The organism is Christensenellaceae bacterium 44-20, from assembly GCA_041223705.1.
In the GTDB taxonomy this organism is placed as follows: domain Bacteria; phylum Bacillota; class Clostridia; order Christensenellales; family Christensenellaceae; genus QANA01.
Window position 1 is genome coordinate 82,932 of record JBCLQU010000001.1, and the last position, 18,001, is coordinate 100,932.

Sequence of the window (18,001 nt, forward strand, 5' to 3'; positions counted from 1 at the left end):
AAATGCCGCAGTATATTTGGGCAAAAGCCGGGCAAACCGGGTTTGATGGTTGAAAGAGGCAGGGAGTTTGTAGTATAGTATAGGGTAATGAAATTGATGTGAGGTGCTTTGCCGATGTGCGACGAGAGCTATACTGCGCTGGCCGGTTTTTACGACGGGCTGATGGGCGACATTGATTATGGCGCATGGGCAGAGTATGTGCACAGCCTGCTTCAAAAAGCCGGCCGGCCGGTTAGGCGGATTGGCGAGGCTGCCTGCGGCACGGGAAACCTCACGCTGCGCCTGAAAAAGATGGGCTACGATATTCTGGCCTCAGATGCCAGCAGTCAGATGCTGGAGCGGGCGGCGCAAAAGGCCAGGGAGGCCGGGCAGCAGATTGTGTTTTCCTGCCAGGATATGCGCAGGCTGCAATTTCCAAAGGTGGATGCGGTCGTCTGCGCCTGCGACGGCGTCAACTATCTTGCGCCGGGAGAGCTTGCCTGCTTTTTCGAGGCGGCGGGCAAATGCCTTCGGCCAGGCGGAGCGCTGCTCTTTGATATGAGCAGCCGCTATAAGCTGGAGCAGATTCTGGCAGATCAGCTCTTTTTTGAAGACGGGGAGGATCTGACCTATTTTTGGCGCAACACCCAAAACAGGGATAAGCAGTGCGTGGAGATGGAGCTGACCTTTTTTTGCAAAGATGCACAGGGAAGCTATGCGCGCACAGATGAGGCACAGCGCCAGTATTGGCATGAGGCGGGCGCTGTATTGCGGGATTTGCAAAAAGCGGGCTTTGAAGCCAAGGCCTATGCTTTTGGAACCGAGCAGCCGCCGGATGAGAAATGCCAGCGCATCCAGTTTTGGGCAGTGAAAGAGCAAGAGGTATGATAATTTGAAAAATCAGTTAGTACATTTGATGTTAAATGATGAAGTCCGCATCATTGCGGCGGATACGACACAGCTTGTGGAAGAAGCCAAGGCGATACACGGGACGTATCCCGTGGCGACGGCTGTGCTTGGGCGCACGCTGACGGCCGCGGCCATCCTGGGCAGCCAGCTGCGCAGAGAATGGGAAAACCTGACCATTACGCTAAACGGTGGCGGCTCGGCCGGGACGGTTCTGGCCACGGCCAACGGAAACTGCGAAGTCAAGGGATATATCGCCAACCCGCAGGTGAATCTGCCGGCCAGGGAAGACGGCAAGCTGGATGTGGGCGGTGCAGTCGGGAAAGACGGCTTTTTGACTGTGAGCAAAGACCTTGGCCTGAAAGAGCCGTATGTGGGGCAGACGGCGCTGGTTTCCGGCGAAATTGCTGAAGATCTGGCCTACTACTATCTGCAAAGCGAGCAGCAGCCCACCATCGTGTATCTGAGCGTTTGGGTGGATATTGATACCTCTGTGCTGCGAGCCGGAGGGCTGGTCATCAGCCCGATGCCGGGCGCCAGTGAGGAGACGCTCTCGTTTATCGAATCGCGGCTTTTTGAGATTCAAAACTACGCGCTCATGCTCATGCAGTATTCCCCGGAGGAGGCTGTCCGCAAAATTTTCCGGGACGGCAAAATTGAACTGACCAGAACGCAGGAGCCGAGATACGTCTGCAACTGCACCAGAGAGCGCTTCTCCCAGGGGATTTTATCCCTGGGCAGAGAAGAGATTGAGCAGATGCTAAAAGAGGACGGGCAGGCGGAGGTGGTCTGCCAATTCTGCAACAAACAATACCTATTTCGCGCAGAGGATTTGCAAAAACTGCTGGAAGAGACGAGTGAATGATCAAAAATAAAAAAGCGCAGCCTAAAGTGGTGAGCTTTGAGCGCAGCGCAGAATATTACTATTTGAAATATCAGCGGCAGATGGATAAGGGCGCCTATTTGGACGCGCTGGACTGCCTGCGCACGGCCGTCAGGAAAGAGCCGGATAACTGCGCATATCAGCTGGCGCTGGCGGAATTTTACACGGAAATCAACTACTTTGAAGAGAGCAACTACCGGGTGCTGGAGGCCATGCGGCGCAGGCCCGGGGAAGAGGGGCGCACGCTGTTTTTGCTGGGCTGCAACTTCTTTGGCATGCGGGAAGAGCAGAAGGCTCAGGAGTGCTTTGAAAAGTATCTGGATCGGTATGAGAACGGCGAATATGCCCTGGATGTCCGGGATTTTCTGGAGATGATGGAGTTCGATGCCGAGGAGTATGGCGTCCCGCGGGAGTGCCTGGCCAGAAGCGATGAGGGCCGGGACTGGCTGGATCGGGGGGAATACGACAAAGCCATCGAGATTTTGGGGGAGATCTGCCGGGAACACCCGGATCTGGAATACGCAAAAAACAACCTGGCGCTGGCGCACTACTGCCGGGGAGACGTGGAACGCGCGATCGCGCTTTCCAAAGAAGTGCTGGCCTATCGGCCGGGGGATACCTACGCGACCTGCAACCTGGTGCTGTTTTCCCTCGCCCTGGACGACCCCGAGCAGCTGCTCTACTATTGCGGCAAACTGGATGCTCTTGCGCCCGAAGATCCAGATGAGAAGATCAAAGTTGCGCTGACGTACTGCGAGCTCAATGAGGATGAGAAGGCCTACCGCATACTGTGCCAGGCTCTGGCGGAGATCCCATATGATCCCCAGGCGCTGTTTTTGGCGGGTGCGGCGGCGGCCAATACAGATCGCCTGGCCGAAAGCCTGGATTATTTCCTCAGGATGATCAAGCTGCGGCCGGAGGATACCGTCGCGCTTTTCTATAAAAACTATGTGCAGAATGCCTTGAAAAAGGGAGAGAGTGCGTTTATCGCCTATAACTATCAGGTCCCCATCGCGGAGATGCACCGGCGCATCAGCTATTTGAACGAGTGCTTTCGCAAGAACCAGCACCGTCTGGAAGAGCTGTGGCGGGAGGACGACTATTTCTCCTCGCTGCTCATTTGGGGCCTCGGCGTGGGCAACGATGCCATCCGCAAAGCGGTTTTCGAGATCATCTGCAAGTTTGAAGATGAGAAGGCCGAGGAGTTTTTCCGCCGCTTCCTGCTCTCGAGAAACGAGCCGGATGAACTCAAGAACCAGGCGCTGCTCTGCCTGCGGCGGATGCAGGCAGAACAGCCCTATATCGCCTATCTCTCGGGGAAGATCGCGGAAGTGCGCGTGGGGGTGGTGGAAGAGATGAGCTCGGATTTTACGGGCAGCCACCAGCGCGTTTTGGAGGAGATCATCGCTCTGGCCTCGGATTATGGCTGGAAGCAGTATATGCCCGGCGCGATTGAGCTGATGGGAAAATACCTTGGCGCGTTCCGCAAGGCGCCGGCCATGCGCAGCATCCGGGCATGGGCAGGGGCGTTTCTATGCCTGGCGGCAAGGCAGGAACAGCAGGAGCTGGCGGCGGATATGCTAAGCCGCGCAGGGGTGGAAAAAAACGCGCTGCATCGGTGTATGCGGGCGATCGATAAGAAACTGGAGGAACGGGAATCATGCAGCTGCAAGTGATCGATTTTCATGCCCGCTTTATGCAGGATTATATGCAGTGGTGCCAGGAAAACGAGGAGCTGGCCAAAGACGAGGAGCATCTGGAAGAGCGGTTTTACGATCTCTACGATACCTGGATGCAGAGCCCAAAAGAGTGGCTGGAGGGCAAAAGCCCCCTGCAGTATTTCCGTGAAATCGGGGATGCGAGGCTGTATGTCTCTGCGATGATAGAGTATATCCTCGAAGAAGTGGAATTGCCCGATCCGCTGCTGCACTGCATTTTGGAGCACAAAGAGGGGATCTACCCGATTTTCCTGGGCATTCTTTATGCGGATAACCTGGAGGAGAAGGACGTTACGCCCGAACAGCTTCTGGAAATCCAGGGGCACATCGTCTCACTGCTGGAGCAGATGCAGATGCCGCATCCCTATGAGCAGTATCTGAATATTCTGCGGGATTTACAGGAGGATTCGCTTTTTGCAGAGGAGGCCACGGCGGCGCTGGCAGAGGCAGGGGAGCAGGTGCGCGAACAGGTGTTCGAGGCCTATGCCGTTGCCCAGGGGTATGCGAAAAAATGCCTGCTGGATCTCATCTCCTATTACTCGGGTGATGCCCGGGCGCTGGAGATTTTGCTGGAGGAGTTTGCCGCGCCGGAGGCAGATCTCGCCTTCTTGGCCGAATGCCTGGGGCGGCTGGGAGATGAGGGCGCGCTGGATAGCCTGCGGGCGGCCATCGCAGACGACGGCATCGAATACTATGAGTTTCGGGAGCTGCGCAACGCCATCGAAGCGATAGGCGGCGAGGAGATCCCGGATCGGGATTTCTCCGGCGATGCCCTTTATGATTATCTGGCGGCGGCGCAGGAAGAGAATGGTGCAGTATGAGCAAACAGCTATGTTATGCGGCGTGTTCGTTTGGGCTGGAGGCAGTTGTCGCAAGGCAGCTGGAGCAGCTGGGGCTGGAAGAGGTTCACTCGAGGGATGCCCGGGTATATTTTTGCGCGGATGAAGAGGGGATTGCGCGGGCAAACCTCTGGCTCTCTGCGGCAGATCGGGTTTATCTGGTGCTTTCCGAGTTTTCCGCGGCGACATTCGAGGAGCTCTTTCAGGGCGTTAAGGCGATAGCCTGGGCGGATTATTTGCCCAAAACGGCGCTGTTTCCCGTCTTGGCGGATTCCGTCCGCTCCACGCTCAAAAGCGTGCCGGATATTCAGTCGGTTTCGAAAAAAGCGGTTGTGGAGGCGCTGAAGGGCGCGTATGGCGTTTCCTTCTTTCGGGAAAGCGGCGCGCAGTATCAGATTTATGTGAGCATTTTGGCTGATAAGGTCAGCGTGTGCCTCAATACCAGCGGCCAGGGGCTAAACCGCCGGGGATACCGCGTGAAAAACGGCCCGGCGCCTTTACGGGAGACGCTGGCGGCAGGCATTATCAGCCTTTCGCGCTGGAGAGACAGGCCGTTTTACGATTTGACTTGCGGCAGCGGGACGATTGCCATCGAGGCCGCATTGCAGGCGCGGAACCGCGCGCCCGGCTTCTTTCGGCAGTTTGACGCCGAAGCCTGGAGTGAGGCCTATCAAAAGGCGTTTCGCCGGCAGCAGGAACAGGCGGAGGCAGCTGTGAAAAAAGAGGTGCAGACGCAGATTTTCGCCTCGGATATCAATCCCAAAATGGTCGAGATGGCCGAGTTTCATGCGAGGCGCGCAGGGGTCGCGGATTTGATTCGCTTTTCCGTGGCGGATGTCCGGGATTTTGCACCCCAAACTCCGGAGGGAAGCGTTTTTTCCAACCCGCCTTATGCCATTCGCATGGGCGAGAAAAAGCAGGTGCGCGAGCTTTACCGGGATATGGGAACAAGGCTAAGAGGGCTTGCGCATTTCAAGAGCTACTTCATCTGTGCAGACGAGCAGTTTGAATCTGCCTATGGAAAACAGGCGGATAAAAAGCGCAAACTGTATAACGGCAACATTAAATGCACTTTCTATCAGTATTTTCGCTCGGAATGATTGACAAGCAGGCGCCAAGTGTGATACAATCCCAGTTGTTGAAACGCCAGCGTGGCACAGTTGGTAGCGCAGCTGATTCGTAATCAGCAGGTCAAGGGTTCGAGTCCCTTCGCTGGCTCCAGAAAAAACCGCTCTATAGAGCGGTTTTTTTGTACCTGAAATTTTTCTGGGACACTTTTGGGGCACTTTCTAAAGCGGCTGCGGAGAAATGAGCTAATTTTCATCAGAAAATGGCATTACAACCCCAGAGTTATCACTCAATACCGCGTAAGCCGGGTTATCAGGGACACCTTGGATTGACAAGCTATGCAAGGGTGAAAGAGTCAGGTAAAAGTTCCGTTTGTTATTTGAGATTTCCAGATAAAAGATCTGCCAAAAAATTTAATTCGGATGATGTACCTGGTATTCCTTCAAGAAGCTCAGCGGTAGGGACGCCGAGCGCTTTTGCAACCTTATCTAAAGTGCTGAATTCCAAATTTTCTGCGGTGTGCTCGGCGGAACGAAGCGTTTTAGGATCAATGCCAGCCTTTATGGCGAATGCAAACTCAGAGAGTTCAGTTTTCTTGCGGAGTTTTGAGATGTTTTGAGCGATAACTTTACGATAAATGCTTTCCATAATGTTCTCCTAAAAAATACAATTCTAGAAAATTATGGAATTTATAAAATTATAAACACAATGGAATAAGGAAGTATCTTTATATCAACCTATCGGCAGTAACGAGAGAGAAGAGGATATCGTGAATCTAATAATGTCATATCGCCTTTTTTAGATTGTTTTTGAAAGTCGGCTGCGTCTTTCTATTGCTTCTATTGAGCATTTCCTTACTACGCGGCAGCATATTGTGGTTGCCAAAATAGAAAGGCAGCGGTATAAAAGTAGTAGTAGAAAATTGACGAAAAATAGCGAAAAATGTTATGATAGAAAAAAGGCTTTAGGAGGGGAATGAAATGAGGAAATTTTTCAGTCTTTTGCTGGCGGTGATGCTGTGCTGTACCATATTTGCATCTTGTGGCAAGGCAGAGCAGGAGCCAGAACCATCCGTCGAGCCGTCGGTTGAGCCAGAAGCATCGCCCAGCCCTACGCCAGAGCCGCGCACGGAAGTGGGAATCCCAGAAGAGTTGAAGTTCTGTGAAGAGCCGCTATACTATGGCATGACCATTGAGGAAATCCGGGAAATCTTTGGCCAGGAAGATGAGACGAGCGAAAGAGATTTTTATCAAACCGGCGACTTGGTTGGTAAACATGTCTATTATAAGTATAATAACGCCCAGTGTCAGGGAAGACAGGTGCAGCTGCAGTTTCGGATTTTTAATTATGACGGGGTGGTAATTCCAAAATCATACGGTTTGGATGCAGTAGTCATTCGATGGCCGGATATTTTGGAGGAGCAGGAAAATTTCGTCAAGGAAGAGATAATACCGATCATAGAGAATTTATATGGCGAGCCGGATTTTGTTAAAGAAGATGGAATAATTCAGCGGATTTGGAAAGCAAAGGATCATGATGGCATTAATGTCCTGGCAAAATTAGCTGATGGCCCTGAAATCACAATCGAATATGAACTTTCACAGTTTTTGGGAGCTATTGGGGAAAGGGAGGAAGCGGTGGCATATGAAGAAAGCGGGAAGCAGGGAGTAACGAGTGATAATCTAAGGCGCTTGAAGATAGGAATGATATCCGAATATGCAAAAATATTACTAGGACCATACACAGAACAGACGGCTAAATATAAGGTGGGCAATACATCCTATGCCACATTTGTATGGAAGAGTGATGATCTATGGAATGCGCGAATAACAATAACATTTTGCGATGGCAAAATTGATGCAATCTATTCCAGCGGGTTATAATAAGAAATAGCAAAAAGGCACTCGTTCGAGTGCTTCTTTGTTTCCCTGAAAGGGAGAAAGCGATATTTTAGAGTATTTTAATGACGCTGTCAGCAAGAGAAATCAAAGGAGGGCATCGGCTCTGTCTATTATTGGCTTTGGGACAGAAGGCGAATCAGCGAATCCAGATTGGATGATGAATTTTGCTTTTCCTCAAAAAGCCGCACTATAGGAATATTAAGCGCGTCTGCAACTTTCTCCAATGTGCGAAGCCTGCAATTTGTATTGGCATGCTCGATGGTATGGAGCGTTTTGAGGGCGATTTCTGCACTGGCCACCAGCGCCAGCTGAGAAAAGCCGGTGTCTTTGCGAAAAGTTAAAATATTTTTGGCGATAGTTTGATGAATCGTTTCCATAATTTCCTCACTTAGTAATGTTGTTAAGAAAATTATGGGACAATATATAGAGATAAAACCCGAATCAAAAAAACGAGCGCGTCAGCAATGCGAAAAAATTACGATTTCTCTGGCCTTTTTTGGGGAAGTATTTGCTGTATTAAAAATTTGTAACGGAGGCTAGCGGGCAAACACCGTTTTGTAGTCAAAATGTAGTCGGAGTAGGGTTTTGCTGCAAAAGGCAATAAAAAAACCGCTTAACAAAGCGGTTTTTTGGTGCACCTCCAGAGGCTCGAACTCTGGACACCCTGATTAAGAGTCAGGTGCTCTACCAACTGAGCTAGAGGTGCTTATACTGGAGCGGGTGATGGGAATCGAACCCACGTAGCCAGCTTGGAAGGCTGGAGCTCTACCATTGAGCTACACCCGCAAGTGTAGCGGAAGAGGGATTGCTCCCAAACTTCCAGCCTAAAAAATGGAGCGGAAGACGAGATTCGAACTCGCGACATTCGCCTTGGCAAGGCGACGCTCTACCACTGAGCCACTCCCGCAAACCCTGCGATTTAGCACGTCAATAATTATAATCACCTGGGCGTGTAAAGTCAAGGCCTTTCGGAAAACTTTTTTTAAAATGCCATTGACACTTTCCGCTTTTGCTTGCTATGCTAGGGGATAGAAAAAAGATTGGATCAAAAGATATGAAATTGACGATACGAAAAATGGCAAATATCGCAGTCTTTGCAGCATTGGCTGCGGTTTTTTCGCAAATCAGCATACCCATTGGGCCTGTGCCCATCAACTTGGCGCTTTTGGCGGTGTTTGCCGCAGGCGGAATGCTCTCGGCGGCAGAGGCGGTGTTTGCCGTAATGCTGTTCCTGGTGCTTGGAGCGGCAGGCCTTCCAGTGTTTGCGGGGTTCAACGCTGGGCTTGGGGCGCTATTTGGGCCTACTGGGGGATACCTCATTGGATATCTGCCCGCAGCGTTTTTTGCTGGGATCTTCTGCAAAGAGCGCCGCAATTTTTGGAGGTATGCGGCAGGAATGCTTTTGGGGCTGGCAGCATGTTACACGCTGGGAACAGCTTGGTTCGTGCTCAGCGCAAAGGCTGAGATTTGGTATGCCCTGGGCGTCTGTGTTTTCCCGTTTTTACCTGGAGATGCCGTAAAAATTGCATCAGCCGCATTTTTGAGCATAAAAGTGCGGGATGCGTTGGCTTACCATGCACAGGAATAGAAAAGAAAAAATTTCATGCGCACGGCTCTTCTCTTTTTCTGAGAAATTTGATAAAATAATATCGATAAATATTTACTGATGGAAAGAGACTGGAGGTATTCCGTTGAAAACCAGAAAATTTGATACCAAAGTTCAACATTTGAAATACAAAGTGCTGCGGGAAGTGGCGCGGTATGCCTTTGAAGATAAGCTGGATCGGGCGGTGCTGGAAATCCCTTCTCAAATCGTCTCGGGCAAAGAGGCGACGATGCGCTGCTGCATCTATAAGGAGCGGGCGATCGTCGGCGAGCGCATCCGAATGGCGTTTGGGGGAGATAAGGAAAACCCGAACGTCATAGAAGTTTTGGATATTGCCTGCGATGAATGCCCGGTGGGCGGCTATGAAGTGACGGATTCCTGCCGCGGCTGCATTGCGCACCGCTGTGAAGACGTCTGCCCCGTGGGTGCGATCTCCTTTGATAAGCACCAGAAGGCGCATATCAATAAAGAAAAATGCGTCAACTGCGGAAAATGCGCGAGCGTCTGCCCCTATAGCGCCATTGCCAACCGCAAACGCCCCTGCGAGGCGGCCTGCAAAGTTGGGGCGATTGGAAAGGATGAACAGCAGTTTGCCCATATCGATAACAGCAAGTGCATCTCCTGCGGCGCCTGCGTCTACCAGTGCCCGTTTGGCGCGATTATGGATAAATCTTATCTGCTCGAGGTGATCGACCTGATCCGCGGCAGCCAGGATAACACCAAGTATAAGCTGTATGCGGTGGTGGCGCCCTCTATTTCCAGCCAGTTTTCCTATGCGAAGCTGGGGCAGGTGATCAGCGCCATCAAGGCTTTGGGCTTCTATAAAGTCGTGGAAGCGGCGCTGGGCGCGGATATGGTGGCCATGGCAGAGAGCAGGGAGCTCATGGAAAAGGGCTTTTTGACGACCTCCTGCTGCCCCGCGTTTGTAACATATGTGCGCAAGAATTTCCCCGAGCTGCTGGAGCATGTCTCGCATAACCTTTCCCCCATGGCGGCCATCTCTCAGCGCATTAAAGAGGCGGATCCCGGGGCCAAGGTTGTGTTTATCGGGCCTTGCACGGCGAAAAAGCTGGAAGTGCGCCAGGAGCGCGTCCGGCCATATGTGGATAGTGTGCTGACGTTCGAGGAACTGCAGGCGCTTATCGATAGCAGAAATATCGATCCCGCCGAGCTGCCCGAGGAGAAGCTGGATAACGCCTCCTACTACGGCCGGATTTTCGCCCGGAGCTGCGGCGTAACGGATGCGGTGCGGGAGGCGATTCGGGAACAGGGCGCTTCGGAGTTCCATATCGATCCCGTTACATGCGATGGAATCGAGCAATGCCATAAGGCGCTGCTCAGAGCCTCCAAAGGCCGCCTGCAAAATAACTTTATTGAGGGCATGGCCTGCATCGGAGGATGTATCGGCGGGGCAGGCTGCCTGACGCACGATCCGAGAAATAAAGAGCAGGTCGATAAATTTGGCAGAGAGGCCGAGCGCACGATTTCCGAGGCGACGCAGGCCATGGAGGAAGAACTTTTCTAAAAAATGAAAAACAAAGAAGCACAGCAGTGGCTGCGCTTCTTTTTCTTTGAGACGACGATACTTTATTGCCGCCGGTGCGGAACGGGAATCACAATGCGGCGTTTGCCTAAAAACTCTCCTGCATCAGCGAGGCCAGCGATTCGGATGGGGATTCGCACTCCTCGAAAAGGCGGTGCAGGGGAACGCCTAGGGCACGGGCGATCTTGGAGAGTGTGTTGAGCCTGGGATTGCCGCAGGTATGCTCAATTTCGAAAAGCGCGTTTGGTGTGATTTCGGCATTGAGCGCAAGGACTAATTGGGAAAGACCGGCTTTTTCCCGCAGGCGAAGGATATTTTTCGCGACGATTTGATTGAGTGCATTCATATGTTTCTCCTAAAAAATACAGTATTGGAAAATTATGGATGCATTTGCTTGTATCCTCAATGGGAAAAGGAAGTGTTTTATTGCTAATATGTTGGCACTAGGAAGAGTGCAGGGCTTTTCTCGGCAAAATATTTTTTGCTCATTTCCAGACAGCCGTCGGTTTTGCTCCATTCCTGCCCAAGGCCTTTTTGCAAAAACGCCTGAATTGATCTAAAATAATAAAAAGGACGATAATCTTGCGCCAATTGCCTGGCAAAATGGCGGCGGATGAGCGAAAACAGAAAAGGGGAGAAGGGCGGCGCCTGTGGAAATGCTGGGGAAGGCGCTGGGCCTGAAAAGAGAATGAGCGTCAACCTATATCTTTACCCGGGAGCGCAGAAGAACGGTGGCGAGGAGCGCCTGCGCGCGTGTGCCAGGCACTTTTGCGGCGGCGAAGGGCAGGAGCGCTTTGAGCGCATTGCGCGCACGCAAAAGGGAAAGCCCTATTTTCCGGATGCGCCGGAGATCGCGTGCTCGGTTTCGCATACAGATGGATACTGGGCCTGCGCCATATCCGATGCGTCGGTGGGGCTGGATCTCGAAAAGATGCGCCCATGCCCGGCCGAACACATCGCCCGGCGCTTTTTTCACCCGCAGGAGGCATTGTTTGCGGCCCAAAGCCAAAAGGCATTTTTTCAGGTCTGGACGGCTAAGGAGAGCTATGTCAAGCTGCTCGGCCGAGGGATCGATGCTTCGTTTGGGGATTTTTCAGTGGTGGAACGCGGAGGCATCGTATCGAAATTGGGAGAAATTGAGTTTTTGCCCATCGCTTTGGAGCCGGAATACTGCATGTGTTTATGCGGGAAGAGTATGAAAACCGTGCGGCGCGTGGTTATGGGCGGGTAGATGCAGCTTTGAAGGATGCGGGCCAAAGCAGGGCCGGCAAAAGAGGGGGAAAGAGGCATGAATGTATTTGATTTTGACGGCACAATTTATGATGGAGACAGCACCCGGGATTTTTTCGCGTTTTGCCTGAAAAAATACCCTAGAACCTGGCTTTCTCTGCCCAGAACAGGCATTTGCGCGGTGGGTTTTCTCCTGCATCTGATGCCCAAGACCAGATTCAAGCAGAATTTCTATCGGTTTTTGCGGGGCGTCCCGGATGCGGGGCAGGCAGTGGAGCAATTCTGGCAGGCGCACATGGGAAACATCCAGGCGTGGTATCTGGGTGTGAAAGCAGAAGGGGATCTGGTGATCTCCGCTTCCCCGGAATTTCTGCTGGAGACGCCTTGCAGGCAGCTGGGGATTTTGCCGCCCATCGCGTCCCGAGTCGATGCGAAAACAGGGATTTACAGCGGCGTGAACTGCCATGGCAAGGAGAAAGTGCGGCGTTTCCGGGAGCAATTTGGGCAGGCGGCTGTGGAAAATTTTTATTCGGATTCCAAATCCGATTCCCCTATGGCAGAACTGGCGGCCCAGGCCTTTTTCATCCAAAAAGGGCAGGTGCTCCCGTGGCCATGGTAGGGCAAGAATTGCCGCTTTTTCTATGGAAAATGCTTGACAAACCAGAGGGGCAGAACTATACTGAAAACGTATTCTAAATGTAGGATGGACTCACATATTTTTGTAAGCCATTTGCTTGTTAGAAAAATGGTTTACAAAAATATGTGAGTTCTTTTTAAGCACAAAAGGATATGAATATTAAGAGGAGGTACCTATTTACAATGAATAAAGGTACAGTAAAGTGGTTTAACGCAGGCAAAGGCTTCGGCTTCATTTCGAATGATGATGGCGGCGACGATGTGTTCGTGCATTTCTCCGCAATCGTCTGCGATGGCTTCAAGACTCTTGCAGAAGGCCAGAAAGTTACTTTCGAGACTGAGGCAGATCCCAGAAACAGCGGTAAGCTGCGTGCTGTGAACGTTGTTCCGGTTGAGGAGTAAATAAAATGAAAAATGCCCCTTTTTGGGGCATTTTTTTGATCCCGGAAGTTTGCGGAGCGCTAGGCAGCGCGGCGCTTTTCTGCTATAATACAAGGCAATATGAAAAGGGAGAGATGAAGATGGAAGTTTTGCTGCGGCCCTGGAGGATGGAAGATGCGGGGGAAATTTGGCATTACGCCAACAACCGCAAAGTGGCGGAGAATTTGCGGGATGTTTTCCCTTTCCCGTATGCCGAGCAGGATGCCGCCGATTTTATTGAGAGCTGTATCAAAGGCGAGGGAAAAGGCCAGCTTTGCCGCGCCATCTGCGTGGAGGGAAAGCCTGTGGGCAGCATTGCCGTCTGCCTGGGTCAGGATGTTTACCGCCGATCGGCCGAGCTGGGATATTGGCTGGCCGAGCCTTTCTGGAGCAGGGGAATTATGAGCCGGGCCGTGGCGCAGATCTGCCAGGAAGCCTTTGAAGCGTTTGATATTGTCCGCATCTATGCGGAGCCATATGCCTATAATCAGGGCTCGCGGCGCGTCTTGGAAAAAGCGGGGTTCGCGCTGGAAGGAATTTTGAAGCAGAGCGTATATAAAAACGGGCGGATGCACGATTCCTGCATCTATGCTCTGGTAAAGTAGGAGGGACTCTTGAAGAAATTTAAACTGACAAAAGAACTAGTGCTTTATGTTGTGTTTGGCGCCCTGACGACAGTGGTGAGCTTTGGCTCCTACTACGCCTGCAACACGATGCTGGGCATCCACTACCTGGCCAGCAATATCGTCTCCTGGATTTTGGCCGTGCTGTTCGCATATATCACCAACAAGCTGTTTGTCTTTGAGAGCAAAGGGCTTTCCAAAAAAGAGCTGGCGCGGGAATTTTTTGCTTTTATTGCGGCGCGGCTGGTTTCGCTGGGCATGGAAGAGCTGGGATTATGGCTGATGATCGGGGCGCTGCACTGGAATGAGAATCTTGCCAAGCTCATCATGCAGGTAGTTGTCGTCATCGCCAACTATGTTTTCAGCAAACTGTTCATTTTTAAGAAAACGGCGGTTGAAGAATAGGCGGGATTCGCGTATAATGAGGGCATCAGTGAAAAACTGAATGAGAGATTTGGAGGAAAGAACATGAAGTATCTATTGGCGCATGATCTTGGGACGAGCGGGGATAAAGTCGCCCTGTTCCAGGAGGATGGCAAGATGCTGGGCAGCGTGATCACCCCCTACGAGACTTTTTACGGGGACGACGGCGTGCGCGAGCAGGATCCGAGCGACTGGTGGAGGGCAGTTTGCGAGGGAACCCGGCAGCTGATGGCGAAGATCGACCCCAAAGACGTCGCCGCAGTTTCCTTTGGGGGCATGGGGCATTGCTGCACATGCCTGGATGAGCAGGGCAACTTCCTGGATCGCTCGATTTTATGGAGCGACGTGCGCTCCTACCGCGAGCAGGAGGAGCTGGAGCAGATCGTCGGGGCAAAAAGATGCTATGAAGTTACCGGGCATAAGCCCTCTTCTTCCTATACCATCACCAAGATGATGTGGATGAAGAAGCACAAGCCCGAAATTTACAGCAAGACGTATAAAGTGCTGACGGCAAAGGATGTCATCGTCTATAAGCTGACGGGGCGGATGTGCACGGATTATTCGGATGCCAGCGGCTATATGGCCTATAACTACCGCACTAAGCAGTGGGATCGGGAGATGATCGAGGCCTGCGGGCTTAATTACTCCATGTTCCCGGAGATCGTCAGCGGCATCGAGGTCGCGGGGTATGTTACCAAAGAGGCGGCGGAGGCCTCGGGCCTTGCGGAAGGGACGCCGGTCGTCCCAGGCGGCATGGACGGCGGCGTGGCAGGCGTGGGCCGGGGAACCCTGGCCGAGACGGGCTTCCACCTGGGCACATCTTCGGGCGCATCGCTCAATGTCCCGGCGGATGTGCTGGATGAACAGCAGCGCTATGAGATCTGGTGCAATATCGACGACCCGAACGAAGTCTCCATGTCCGGCTCGATGAACGCCTTTGGCGGCTCGATCGCCTGGATGCGGGATAACCTTTGCGCCAAAGAGGCGCAGCTCGCCAAAGAGACGGGCAAAAATATCTTTGAATTTATCAACGAGAATGCGGCCAAATCTCCTGTGGGCGCGCGCGGGCTCATCTACCTGCCCTACTTGCAGGGCGAGCGCTCCCCTTATTTTAATGCGAAAGCCAGGGGGTGCTTCATCGGCCTGACCATGCAGCATACGCAGGACGATATGAAGCGCGCCGTGATGGAGGGATGCGCTCTGCATCTGGCGCTGATGATGAAGCAGTTAGAAGAGATCTCCGGCAAGCAGCCGCCCCAAAAGGCGACGATTTCCGGCGGTGCCAGCAAGAGCAAGCTAGTCTGCCAGATTATGGCGGATGTGATGAACTGCGAGATGATGAATATCAACGTCTCGGATGAGGTCGGCTCGCTGGGCGCGGCGATCTGCGCCGGCGTGGGCGTGGGCATTTTTAAGGATTTCTCCGTGGCCAACCAGTTCGTCGAGATTACGGGGACGACCAAGCCGATTCCCGAAAATGTGAAGCGCTATCAGCAGATTCTGCCTTTGTTTGAGCGCGCTTATGCGGCTCTGGAGCCCATCTTTGAGGAGATCAAAGAATAGCAGAAAAAAGGCCAAGGGAGGCTCGCCGGCTTTCCTTGGCTTTTTCTTTTTATTGATAAAATTTGAGCAAAGGCATACTTGGGGGAAACGATGAAATATCTATTGGCGCATGATATTGGAACCAGCGGAGACAAGGCGGCGCTTTTCTCGGCGGATGGGCGCCTGATCGCCAGCAAGACAGTCGCTTACCAGACGTTCTATGCCCAGGGCGGCGCCATCGAGCAGCGCCCGCAGGATTGGTGGGAAGCCGTCTGCCAGGCGACCAGGGCTGTAACGGCAGGGATCGATCCGGCGCAGATCGCGGCGGTCTGCTTTGGAGGCATGGGGCATTGCTGCACATGCCTGGATGAGCAGGGCAATTTCCTGGCGCCCTCTCTTCTATGGAGCGACAGCCGAAGCGGCCAGGAGCAGGCGGAGCTGGAGGCGGCCTTTGGCGCGAAAAAATGCTATGAAGTTACCGGGCACAAATGCTCCACGGCCTATACCATCACCAAACTCATGTGGATTAAGAAGCATTGGCCGGAGGTTTATCAGAAAACGCACAAAGTGCTGACGGCAAAGGACGTCATCGTCTATCGGCTGACGGGGCGGATGTGCACGGATTATTCGGATGCCTGCGGCTATATGGCCTATGATTATAAAAAGATGGCGTGGAATCCGGAGATCATCGCGGCAGCTGGCCTGCGGCAGGGGCTTTTTCCGGAGATCGTCAGCGGCCGGGAAGTGGCCGGGTATGTTACCCGGCAGGCGGCGGCAGAGACCGGCCTTGCGGAGGGGACGCCGGTCGTCCCGGGCGGCATGGATGGGCAGGTGGCCAATATCGGCGCTGGGACGCTGGGCGAGACCAACTTCCATCTGGGCACGTCTACCACAGCGCGGCTGCATGTGCCGGCAGATATCACGGATCCGCAGGAGCGGTATGAGTTCTGGGCGGGCATCCAGCCGGGCACAGGCGATCTCGCCGGGACGATGAACGCCTTTGGCGGCTCGATCGCTTGGATGCGGCAAAACCTCTGCGGCCGGGAAGAGAAGCGGGCGGCGCAGGCGGGCATACCGATCTTTGAGGCCCTGGCGGAGCGGGCGGCGCAGTCGCCCGTGGGCGCGAGGGGGCTCATCTTCCTGCCTTTTTTGCAGGGCGAGCGCACGCCCTATTTCGATGCCAGGGCAAAGGGCTGTTTTCTGGGGCTTTCCATGCACCATACAGATGCGGATCTCAAGCGGGCAGTCTTTGAGGGGGCGGCTTTGCACCTGGCCATGATGATGGAAGATCTGGCCGAGCTTTCGGGAAAGCCCGCGCCCCAAACGGCATCGGTTGCCGGAGGGGCAGCAGGCAGCGATCTCGTCTGCCAGATGATGGCGGATGCCATGGGATGCAGGATGCTGCGCCTGAGCGTGGGCGGGGAAGTCGGCTCGCTGGGGGCGGCAGTCTGCGGCGGCGTGGGCGTCGGCCTTTATTCGGATTTTTCTGCGGCAAATGAGTTTTTGTCCGTGGAAAAAGAGTTTGAGCCCAATTTGGCGCACGCGCAGATCTACCGGGAAAAGCTTGGGCTATACCGCAAATGCTATCCGGCGCTGAAAGAGATTTTTGCCCAAATGGCGTAATCGCTTGAATGCGGCCGCGGTTTTATACTATAATTGATGCAGCAGAAAGGATGGGGAAAGAGGATGGATCGCGTAACACTGGAGACAAAGCTGGATAAAAAAGAATATAGGGTCATCAGCTACTGGAACGCCTTTTGCAAGACGCCCACGCTGATCATCTTATCTGTGCTCTGCGTCGTCATCGGCGGGCTGAATTTGCTGTTAAATCCGCAGGGCGTCATGCTGTATTTGAGCCTGGTGCTGGTGCTGTATCCATTTTTGCTGATTGGCGTGCTCTCCTTTGGCATTTACCGCATGAATAAATCCCACGATGTGGAGAAAGCGACACACGCGCGCTATACCGTGAGCGCAGAGGGAATTGAGACCGAGCTTTTACAGCGCGAGGGGCGCGCTTTTACGGGCTGGGGAGAGATTTACCGCGCCTACGAGAACCGGCGCTATTTCATCCTGTTTGTCAACCGCTCCCAGCTGATCGCCATGGAAAAAGAGGCGCTCCCGGAGGGCGGCGAGCAGGCACTGCGCAGAATTTTGAAGGAAAATCTGGGAAAACGCTGCAAAATCCGCTGAAAACCGCTCTGTTTTGCGCCATTTTTGCGGGATATATTGTAAGAAAAGCAAAATTGTTGTATAATAGATTAAACTAGGCGGGGAGTGTGGGCGATGGGAAAGATAACCGTGAATATCGCTGGAAAAGAATATCGCATTGTTTCGGATGAGAGCGGCGAATACGTCAATCAGCTGGCGTATACGCTCAATCAGCAGATTGCCGAGACGGCCAAAAGCTATGTTGGCGTTGGCAATGCTTCGATTACCACACTGGTCGCGCTGAACCTGACGGATGAATTGCAGAAATCCCGCGCGGTGCTGCAAGAGCTGGAAGAGCAGGTGCGGCAAATGCGGGAGGCGTTGCGCAAAGCGGAGATTGAACTGAGCATGAAAACGCCCGCTCAGCCCGGCGAAAATGCCGAAATCCGAAGGCTTCAGGAGATCTGCCAGAAGCTGGAAGAGGAAAACCGGCAGTTAAAACAGGGGCATTTTAAGAGGAAAAATCATTGAGAATG

Annotated in this window: 21 protein-coding genes and 4 tRNA genes; 18 read left to right on the forward strand and 7 right to left on the reverse strand. The window is 53.0% G+C overall.

The genetic code is table 11. The features are described 5' to 3' along the window. The first annotated feature begins 114 nt into the window (after positions 1 to 114). From AALG83_00465 to AALG83_00490, 6 genes are all read left to right on the forward strand, one after another. Positions 115 to 867 (forward strand): class I SAM-dependent methyltransferase, encoded by a 753-nt coding sequence (locus AALG83_00465; GenBank protein ID MEY8381640.1) that lies wholly within the window; start codon positions 115 to 117, stop codon positions 865 to 867. A gap of 28 nt (positions 868 to 895) precedes the next feature. Continuing rightward, positions 896 to 1,750: an Hsp33 family molecular chaperone HslO gene (gene hslO / locus AALG83_00470; protein MEY8381641.1), complete on the forward strand. Its 855-nt coding sequence runs from the start codon at positions 896 to 898 to the stop codon at positions 1,748 to 1,750. Then, positions 1,747 to 3,444 (forward strand): tetratricopeptide repeat protein, encoded by a 1,698-nt coding sequence (locus AALG83_00475; protein ID MEY8381642.1) that lies wholly within the window; start codon positions 1,747 to 1,749, stop codon positions 3,442 to 3,444. Before hslO ends, AALG83_00475 begins: the two co-directional genes overlap by 4 nt. Then, complete coding sequence (locus AALG83_00480; GenBank protein ID MEY8381643.1) at positions 3,429 to 4,307, forward strand: hypothetical protein; 879 nt, start codon at positions 3,429 to 3,431, stop codon at positions 4,305 to 4,307. The genes AALG83_00475 and AALG83_00480 overlap by 16 nt, the downstream gene beginning before the upstream one ends. Continuing rightward, a complete protein-coding gene (locus AALG83_00485; GenBank protein MEY8381644.1) occupies positions 4,304 to 5,425 on the forward strand; it encodes a class I SAM-dependent RNA methyltransferase in 1,122 nt (373 codons plus the stop codon). Before AALG83_00480 ends, AALG83_00485 begins: the two co-directional genes overlap by 4 nt. Positions 5,426 to 5,470: 45 nt before the next feature. Further along, positions 5,471 to 5,546: transfer RNA gene (locus tag AALG83_00490), tRNA-Thr, on the forward strand. A gap of 222 nt (positions 5,547 to 5,768) precedes the next feature. On the opposite strand, the gene AALG83_00495 is transcribed toward AALG83_00490, so the two are convergent. Continuing rightward, positions 5,769 to 6,041, reverse strand: coding sequence for a helix-turn-helix transcriptional regulator (locus AALG83_00495; GenBank protein ID MEY8381645.1), 273 nt, complete (start codon positions 6,039 to 6,041; stop codon positions 5,769 to 5,771). A 332-nt stretch (positions 6,042 to 6,373) separates the two neighbouring features. On the opposite strand from AALG83_00495, the gene AALG83_00500 reads away from it, so the two are divergent. Continuing rightward, the gene (locus tag AALG83_00500) at positions 6,374 to 7,276 is read left to right on the forward strand and encodes a hypothetical protein (protein ID MEY8381646.1); all 903 of its coding nucleotides are present in this window, start codon (positions 6,374 to 6,376) and stop codon (positions 7,274 to 7,276) included. Between the two features lie 128 nt (positions 7,277 to 7,404). Here the strand turns inward: AALG83_00500 and AALG83_00505 are convergent, their stop codons facing one another. From AALG83_00505 to AALG83_00520, 4 genes are all read right to left on the reverse strand, one after another. Then, on the reverse strand, positions 7,405 to 7,671 hold the full coding sequence (locus tag AALG83_00505) for a helix-turn-helix transcriptional regulator (GenBank protein MEY8381647.1): 267 nt from the start codon (positions 7,669 to 7,671) through the stop codon (positions 7,405 to 7,407). A gap of 253 nt (positions 7,672 to 7,924) precedes the next feature. Beyond that, a tRNA-Lys gene (locus AALG83_00510) sits at positions 7,925 to 8,000 on the reverse strand. Between the two features lie 6 nt (positions 8,001 to 8,006). Then, positions 8,007 to 8,080: transfer RNA gene (locus tag AALG83_00515), tRNA-Gly, on the reverse strand. 46 nt (positions 8,081 to 8,126) lie between these two features. Then, a tRNA-Gly gene (locus AALG83_00520) sits at positions 8,127 to 8,201 on the reverse strand. A 168-nt stretch (positions 8,202 to 8,369) separates the two neighbouring features. Between AALG83_00520 and AALG83_00525 the strand changes: the two genes are divergently transcribed. Together AALG83_00525 and AALG83_00530 are read left to right on the forward strand one after the other, a co-directional pair. Beyond that, positions 8,370 to 8,882 carry a biotin transporter BioY gene (locus AALG83_00525; protein ID MEY8381648.1) on the forward strand — a complete coding sequence of 171 codons (513 nt, stop codon included), beginning with the start codon at positions 8,370 to 8,372 and terminating at the stop codon, positions 8,880 to 8,882. 97 nt (positions 8,883 to 8,979) lie between these two features. Continuing rightward, complete coding sequence (locus AALG83_00530) at positions 8,980 to 10,425, forward strand: 4Fe-4S dicluster domain-containing protein (protein ID MEY8381649.1); 1,446 nt, start codon at positions 8,980 to 8,982, stop codon at positions 10,423 to 10,425. A gap of 106 nt (positions 10,426 to 10,531) precedes the next feature. Here the strand turns inward: AALG83_00530 and AALG83_00535 are convergent, their stop codons facing one another. Both AALG83_00535 and AALG83_00540 read right to left on the reverse strand, forming a co-directional pair. Further along, positions 10,532 to 10,789 carry a helix-turn-helix domain-containing protein gene (locus AALG83_00535; GenBank protein MEY8381650.1) on the reverse strand — a complete coding sequence of 86 codons (258 nt, stop codon included), beginning with the start codon at positions 10,787 to 10,789 and terminating at the stop codon, positions 10,532 to 10,534. An 83-nt stretch (positions 10,790 to 10,872) separates the two neighbouring features. Further along, positions 10,873 to 11,034, reverse strand: coding sequence for a hypothetical protein (locus tag AALG83_00540; GenBank protein MEY8381651.1), 162 nt, complete (start codon positions 11,032 to 11,034; stop codon positions 10,873 to 10,875). Between the two features lie 22 nt (positions 11,035 to 11,056). Here AALG83_00540 and AALG83_00545 point away from each other — a divergent pair, with 22 nt between their 5' ends. From AALG83_00545 to zapA, 9 genes are all read left to right on the forward strand, one after another. Continuing rightward, positions 11,057 to 11,674, forward strand: a complete 618-nt coding sequence (locus AALG83_00545) for a 4'-phosphopantetheinyl transferase superfamily protein (GenBank protein ID MEY8381652.1) — start codon at positions 11,057 to 11,059, stop codon at positions 11,672 to 11,674. Between the two features lie 57 nt (positions 11,675 to 11,731). Continuing rightward, entirely contained in the window at positions 11,732 to 12,292 is a 561-nt protein-coding gene (locus AALG83_00550; GenBank protein ID MEY8381653.1) for a haloacid dehalogenase-like hydrolase, read from the forward strand. Positions 12,293 to 12,492: 200 nt separating this feature from the next. After that, positions 12,493 to 12,711 carry a cold-shock protein gene (locus AALG83_00555; protein ID MEY8381654.1) on the forward strand — a complete coding sequence of 73 codons (219 nt, stop codon included), beginning with the start codon at positions 12,493 to 12,495 and terminating at the stop codon, positions 12,709 to 12,711. Positions 12,712 to 12,830: 119 nt separating this feature from the next. Next, positions 12,831 to 13,334, forward strand: coding sequence for a GNAT family protein (locus AALG83_00560; protein MEY8381655.1), 504 nt, complete (start codon positions 12,831 to 12,833; stop codon positions 13,332 to 13,334). A gap of 9 nt (positions 13,335 to 13,343) precedes the next feature. Then, on the forward strand, positions 13,344 to 13,757 hold the full coding sequence (locus AALG83_00565) for a GtrA family protein (protein ID MEY8381656.1): 414 nt from the start codon (positions 13,344 to 13,346) through the stop codon (positions 13,755 to 13,757). A gap of 63 nt (positions 13,758 to 13,820) precedes the next feature. Continuing rightward, positions 13,821 to 15,338, forward strand: coding sequence for an FGGY-family carbohydrate kinase (locus AALG83_00570; protein MEY8381657.1), 1,518 nt, complete (start codon positions 13,821 to 13,823; stop codon positions 15,336 to 15,338). A gap of 90 nt (positions 15,339 to 15,428) precedes the next feature. Next, a complete protein-coding gene (locus AALG83_00575) occupies positions 15,429 to 16,940 on the forward strand; it encodes an FGGY-family carbohydrate kinase (protein MEY8381658.1) in 1,512 nt (503 codons plus the stop codon). A gap of 63 nt (positions 16,941 to 17,003) precedes the next feature. Next, positions 17,004 to 17,507 carry a YcxB family protein gene (locus AALG83_00580; GenBank protein MEY8381659.1) on the forward strand — a complete coding sequence of 168 codons (504 nt, stop codon included), beginning with the start codon at positions 17,004 to 17,006 and terminating at the stop codon, positions 17,505 to 17,507. A 93-nt stretch (positions 17,508 to 17,600) separates the two neighbouring features. Continuing rightward, on the forward strand, positions 17,601 to 17,996 hold the full coding sequence (gene zapA / locus AALG83_00585; protein ID MEY8381660.1) for a cell division protein ZapA: 396 nt from the start codon (positions 17,601 to 17,603) through the stop codon (positions 17,994 to 17,996). The last annotated feature ends 5 nt before the right edge of the window (positions 17,997 to 18,001 follow it).

Excerpts from the sequence above, each read along its gene's own strand:
- AALG83_00550 (MEY8381653.1), top strand. The coding sequence starts at position 11,732 with ATGAATGTATTTGATTTTGACGGCACAATTTATGATGGAGACAGCACC.
- AALG83_00560 (MEY8381655.1), top strand. The coding sequence starts at position 12,831 with ATGGAAGTTTTGCTGCGGCCCTGGAGGATGGAAGATGCGGGGGAAATT.
- AALG83_00535 (MEY8381650.1), bottom strand. The coding sequence starts at position 10,789 with ATGAATGCACTCAATCAAATCGTCGCGAAAAATATCCTTCGCCTGCGG.
- AALG83_00555 (MEY8381654.1), top strand. The coding sequence starts at position 12,493 with ATGAATAAAGGTACAGTAAAGTGGTTTAACGCAGGCAAAGGCTTCGGC.
- AALG83_00465 (MEY8381640.1), top strand. The coding sequence starts at position 115 with ATGTGCGACGAGAGCTATACTGCGCTGGCCGGTTTTTACGACGGGCTG.
- AALG83_00575 (MEY8381658.1), top strand. The coding sequence starts at position 15,429 with ATGAAATATCTATTGGCGCATGATATTGGAACCAGCGGAGACAAGGCG.
- AALG83_00500 (MEY8381646.1), top strand. The coding sequence starts at position 6,374 with ATGAGGAAATTTTTCAGTCTTTTGCTGGCGGTGATGCTGTGCTGTACC.
- AALG83_00570 (MEY8381657.1), top strand. The coding sequence starts at position 13,821 with ATGAAGTATCTATTGGCGCATGATCTTGGGACGAGCGGGGATAAAGTC.
- AALG83_00580 (MEY8381659.1), top strand. The coding sequence starts at position 17,004 with ATGGATCGCGTAACACTGGAGACAAAGCTGGATAAAAAAGAATATAGG.
- AALG83_00545 (MEY8381652.1), top strand. The coding sequence starts at position 11,057 with ATGAGCGAAAACAGAAAAGGGGAGAAGGGCGGCGCCTGTGGAAATGCT.
- AALG83_00480 (MEY8381643.1), top strand. The coding sequence starts at position 3,429 with ATGCAGCTGCAAGTGATCGATTTTCATGCCCGCTTTATGCAGGATTAT.
- AALG83_00485 (MEY8381644.1), top strand. The coding sequence starts at position 4,304 with ATGAGCAAACAGCTATGTTATGCGGCGTGTTCGTTTGGGCTGGAGGCA.
- zapA (MEY8381660.1), top strand. The coding sequence starts at position 17,601 with ATGGGAAAGATAACCGTGAATATCGCTGGAAAAGAATATCGCATTGTT.
- hslO (MEY8381641.1), top strand. The coding sequence starts at position 896 with ATGTTAAATGATGAAGTCCGCATCATTGCGGCGGATACGACACAGCTT.
- AALG83_00475 (MEY8381642.1), top strand. The coding sequence starts at position 1,747 with ATGATCAAAAATAAAAAAGCGCAGCCTAAAGTGGTGAGCTTTGAGCGC.
- AALG83_00505 (MEY8381647.1), bottom strand. The coding sequence starts at position 7,671 with ATGGAAACGATTCATCAAACTATCGCCAAAAATATTTTAACTTTTCGC.
- AALG83_00525 (MEY8381648.1), top strand. The coding sequence starts at position 8,370 with ATGGCAAATATCGCAGTCTTTGCAGCATTGGCTGCGGTTTTTTCGCAA.
- AALG83_00495 (MEY8381645.1), bottom strand. The coding sequence starts at position 6,041 with ATGGAAAGCATTTATCGTAAAGTTATCGCTCAAAACATCTCAAAACTC.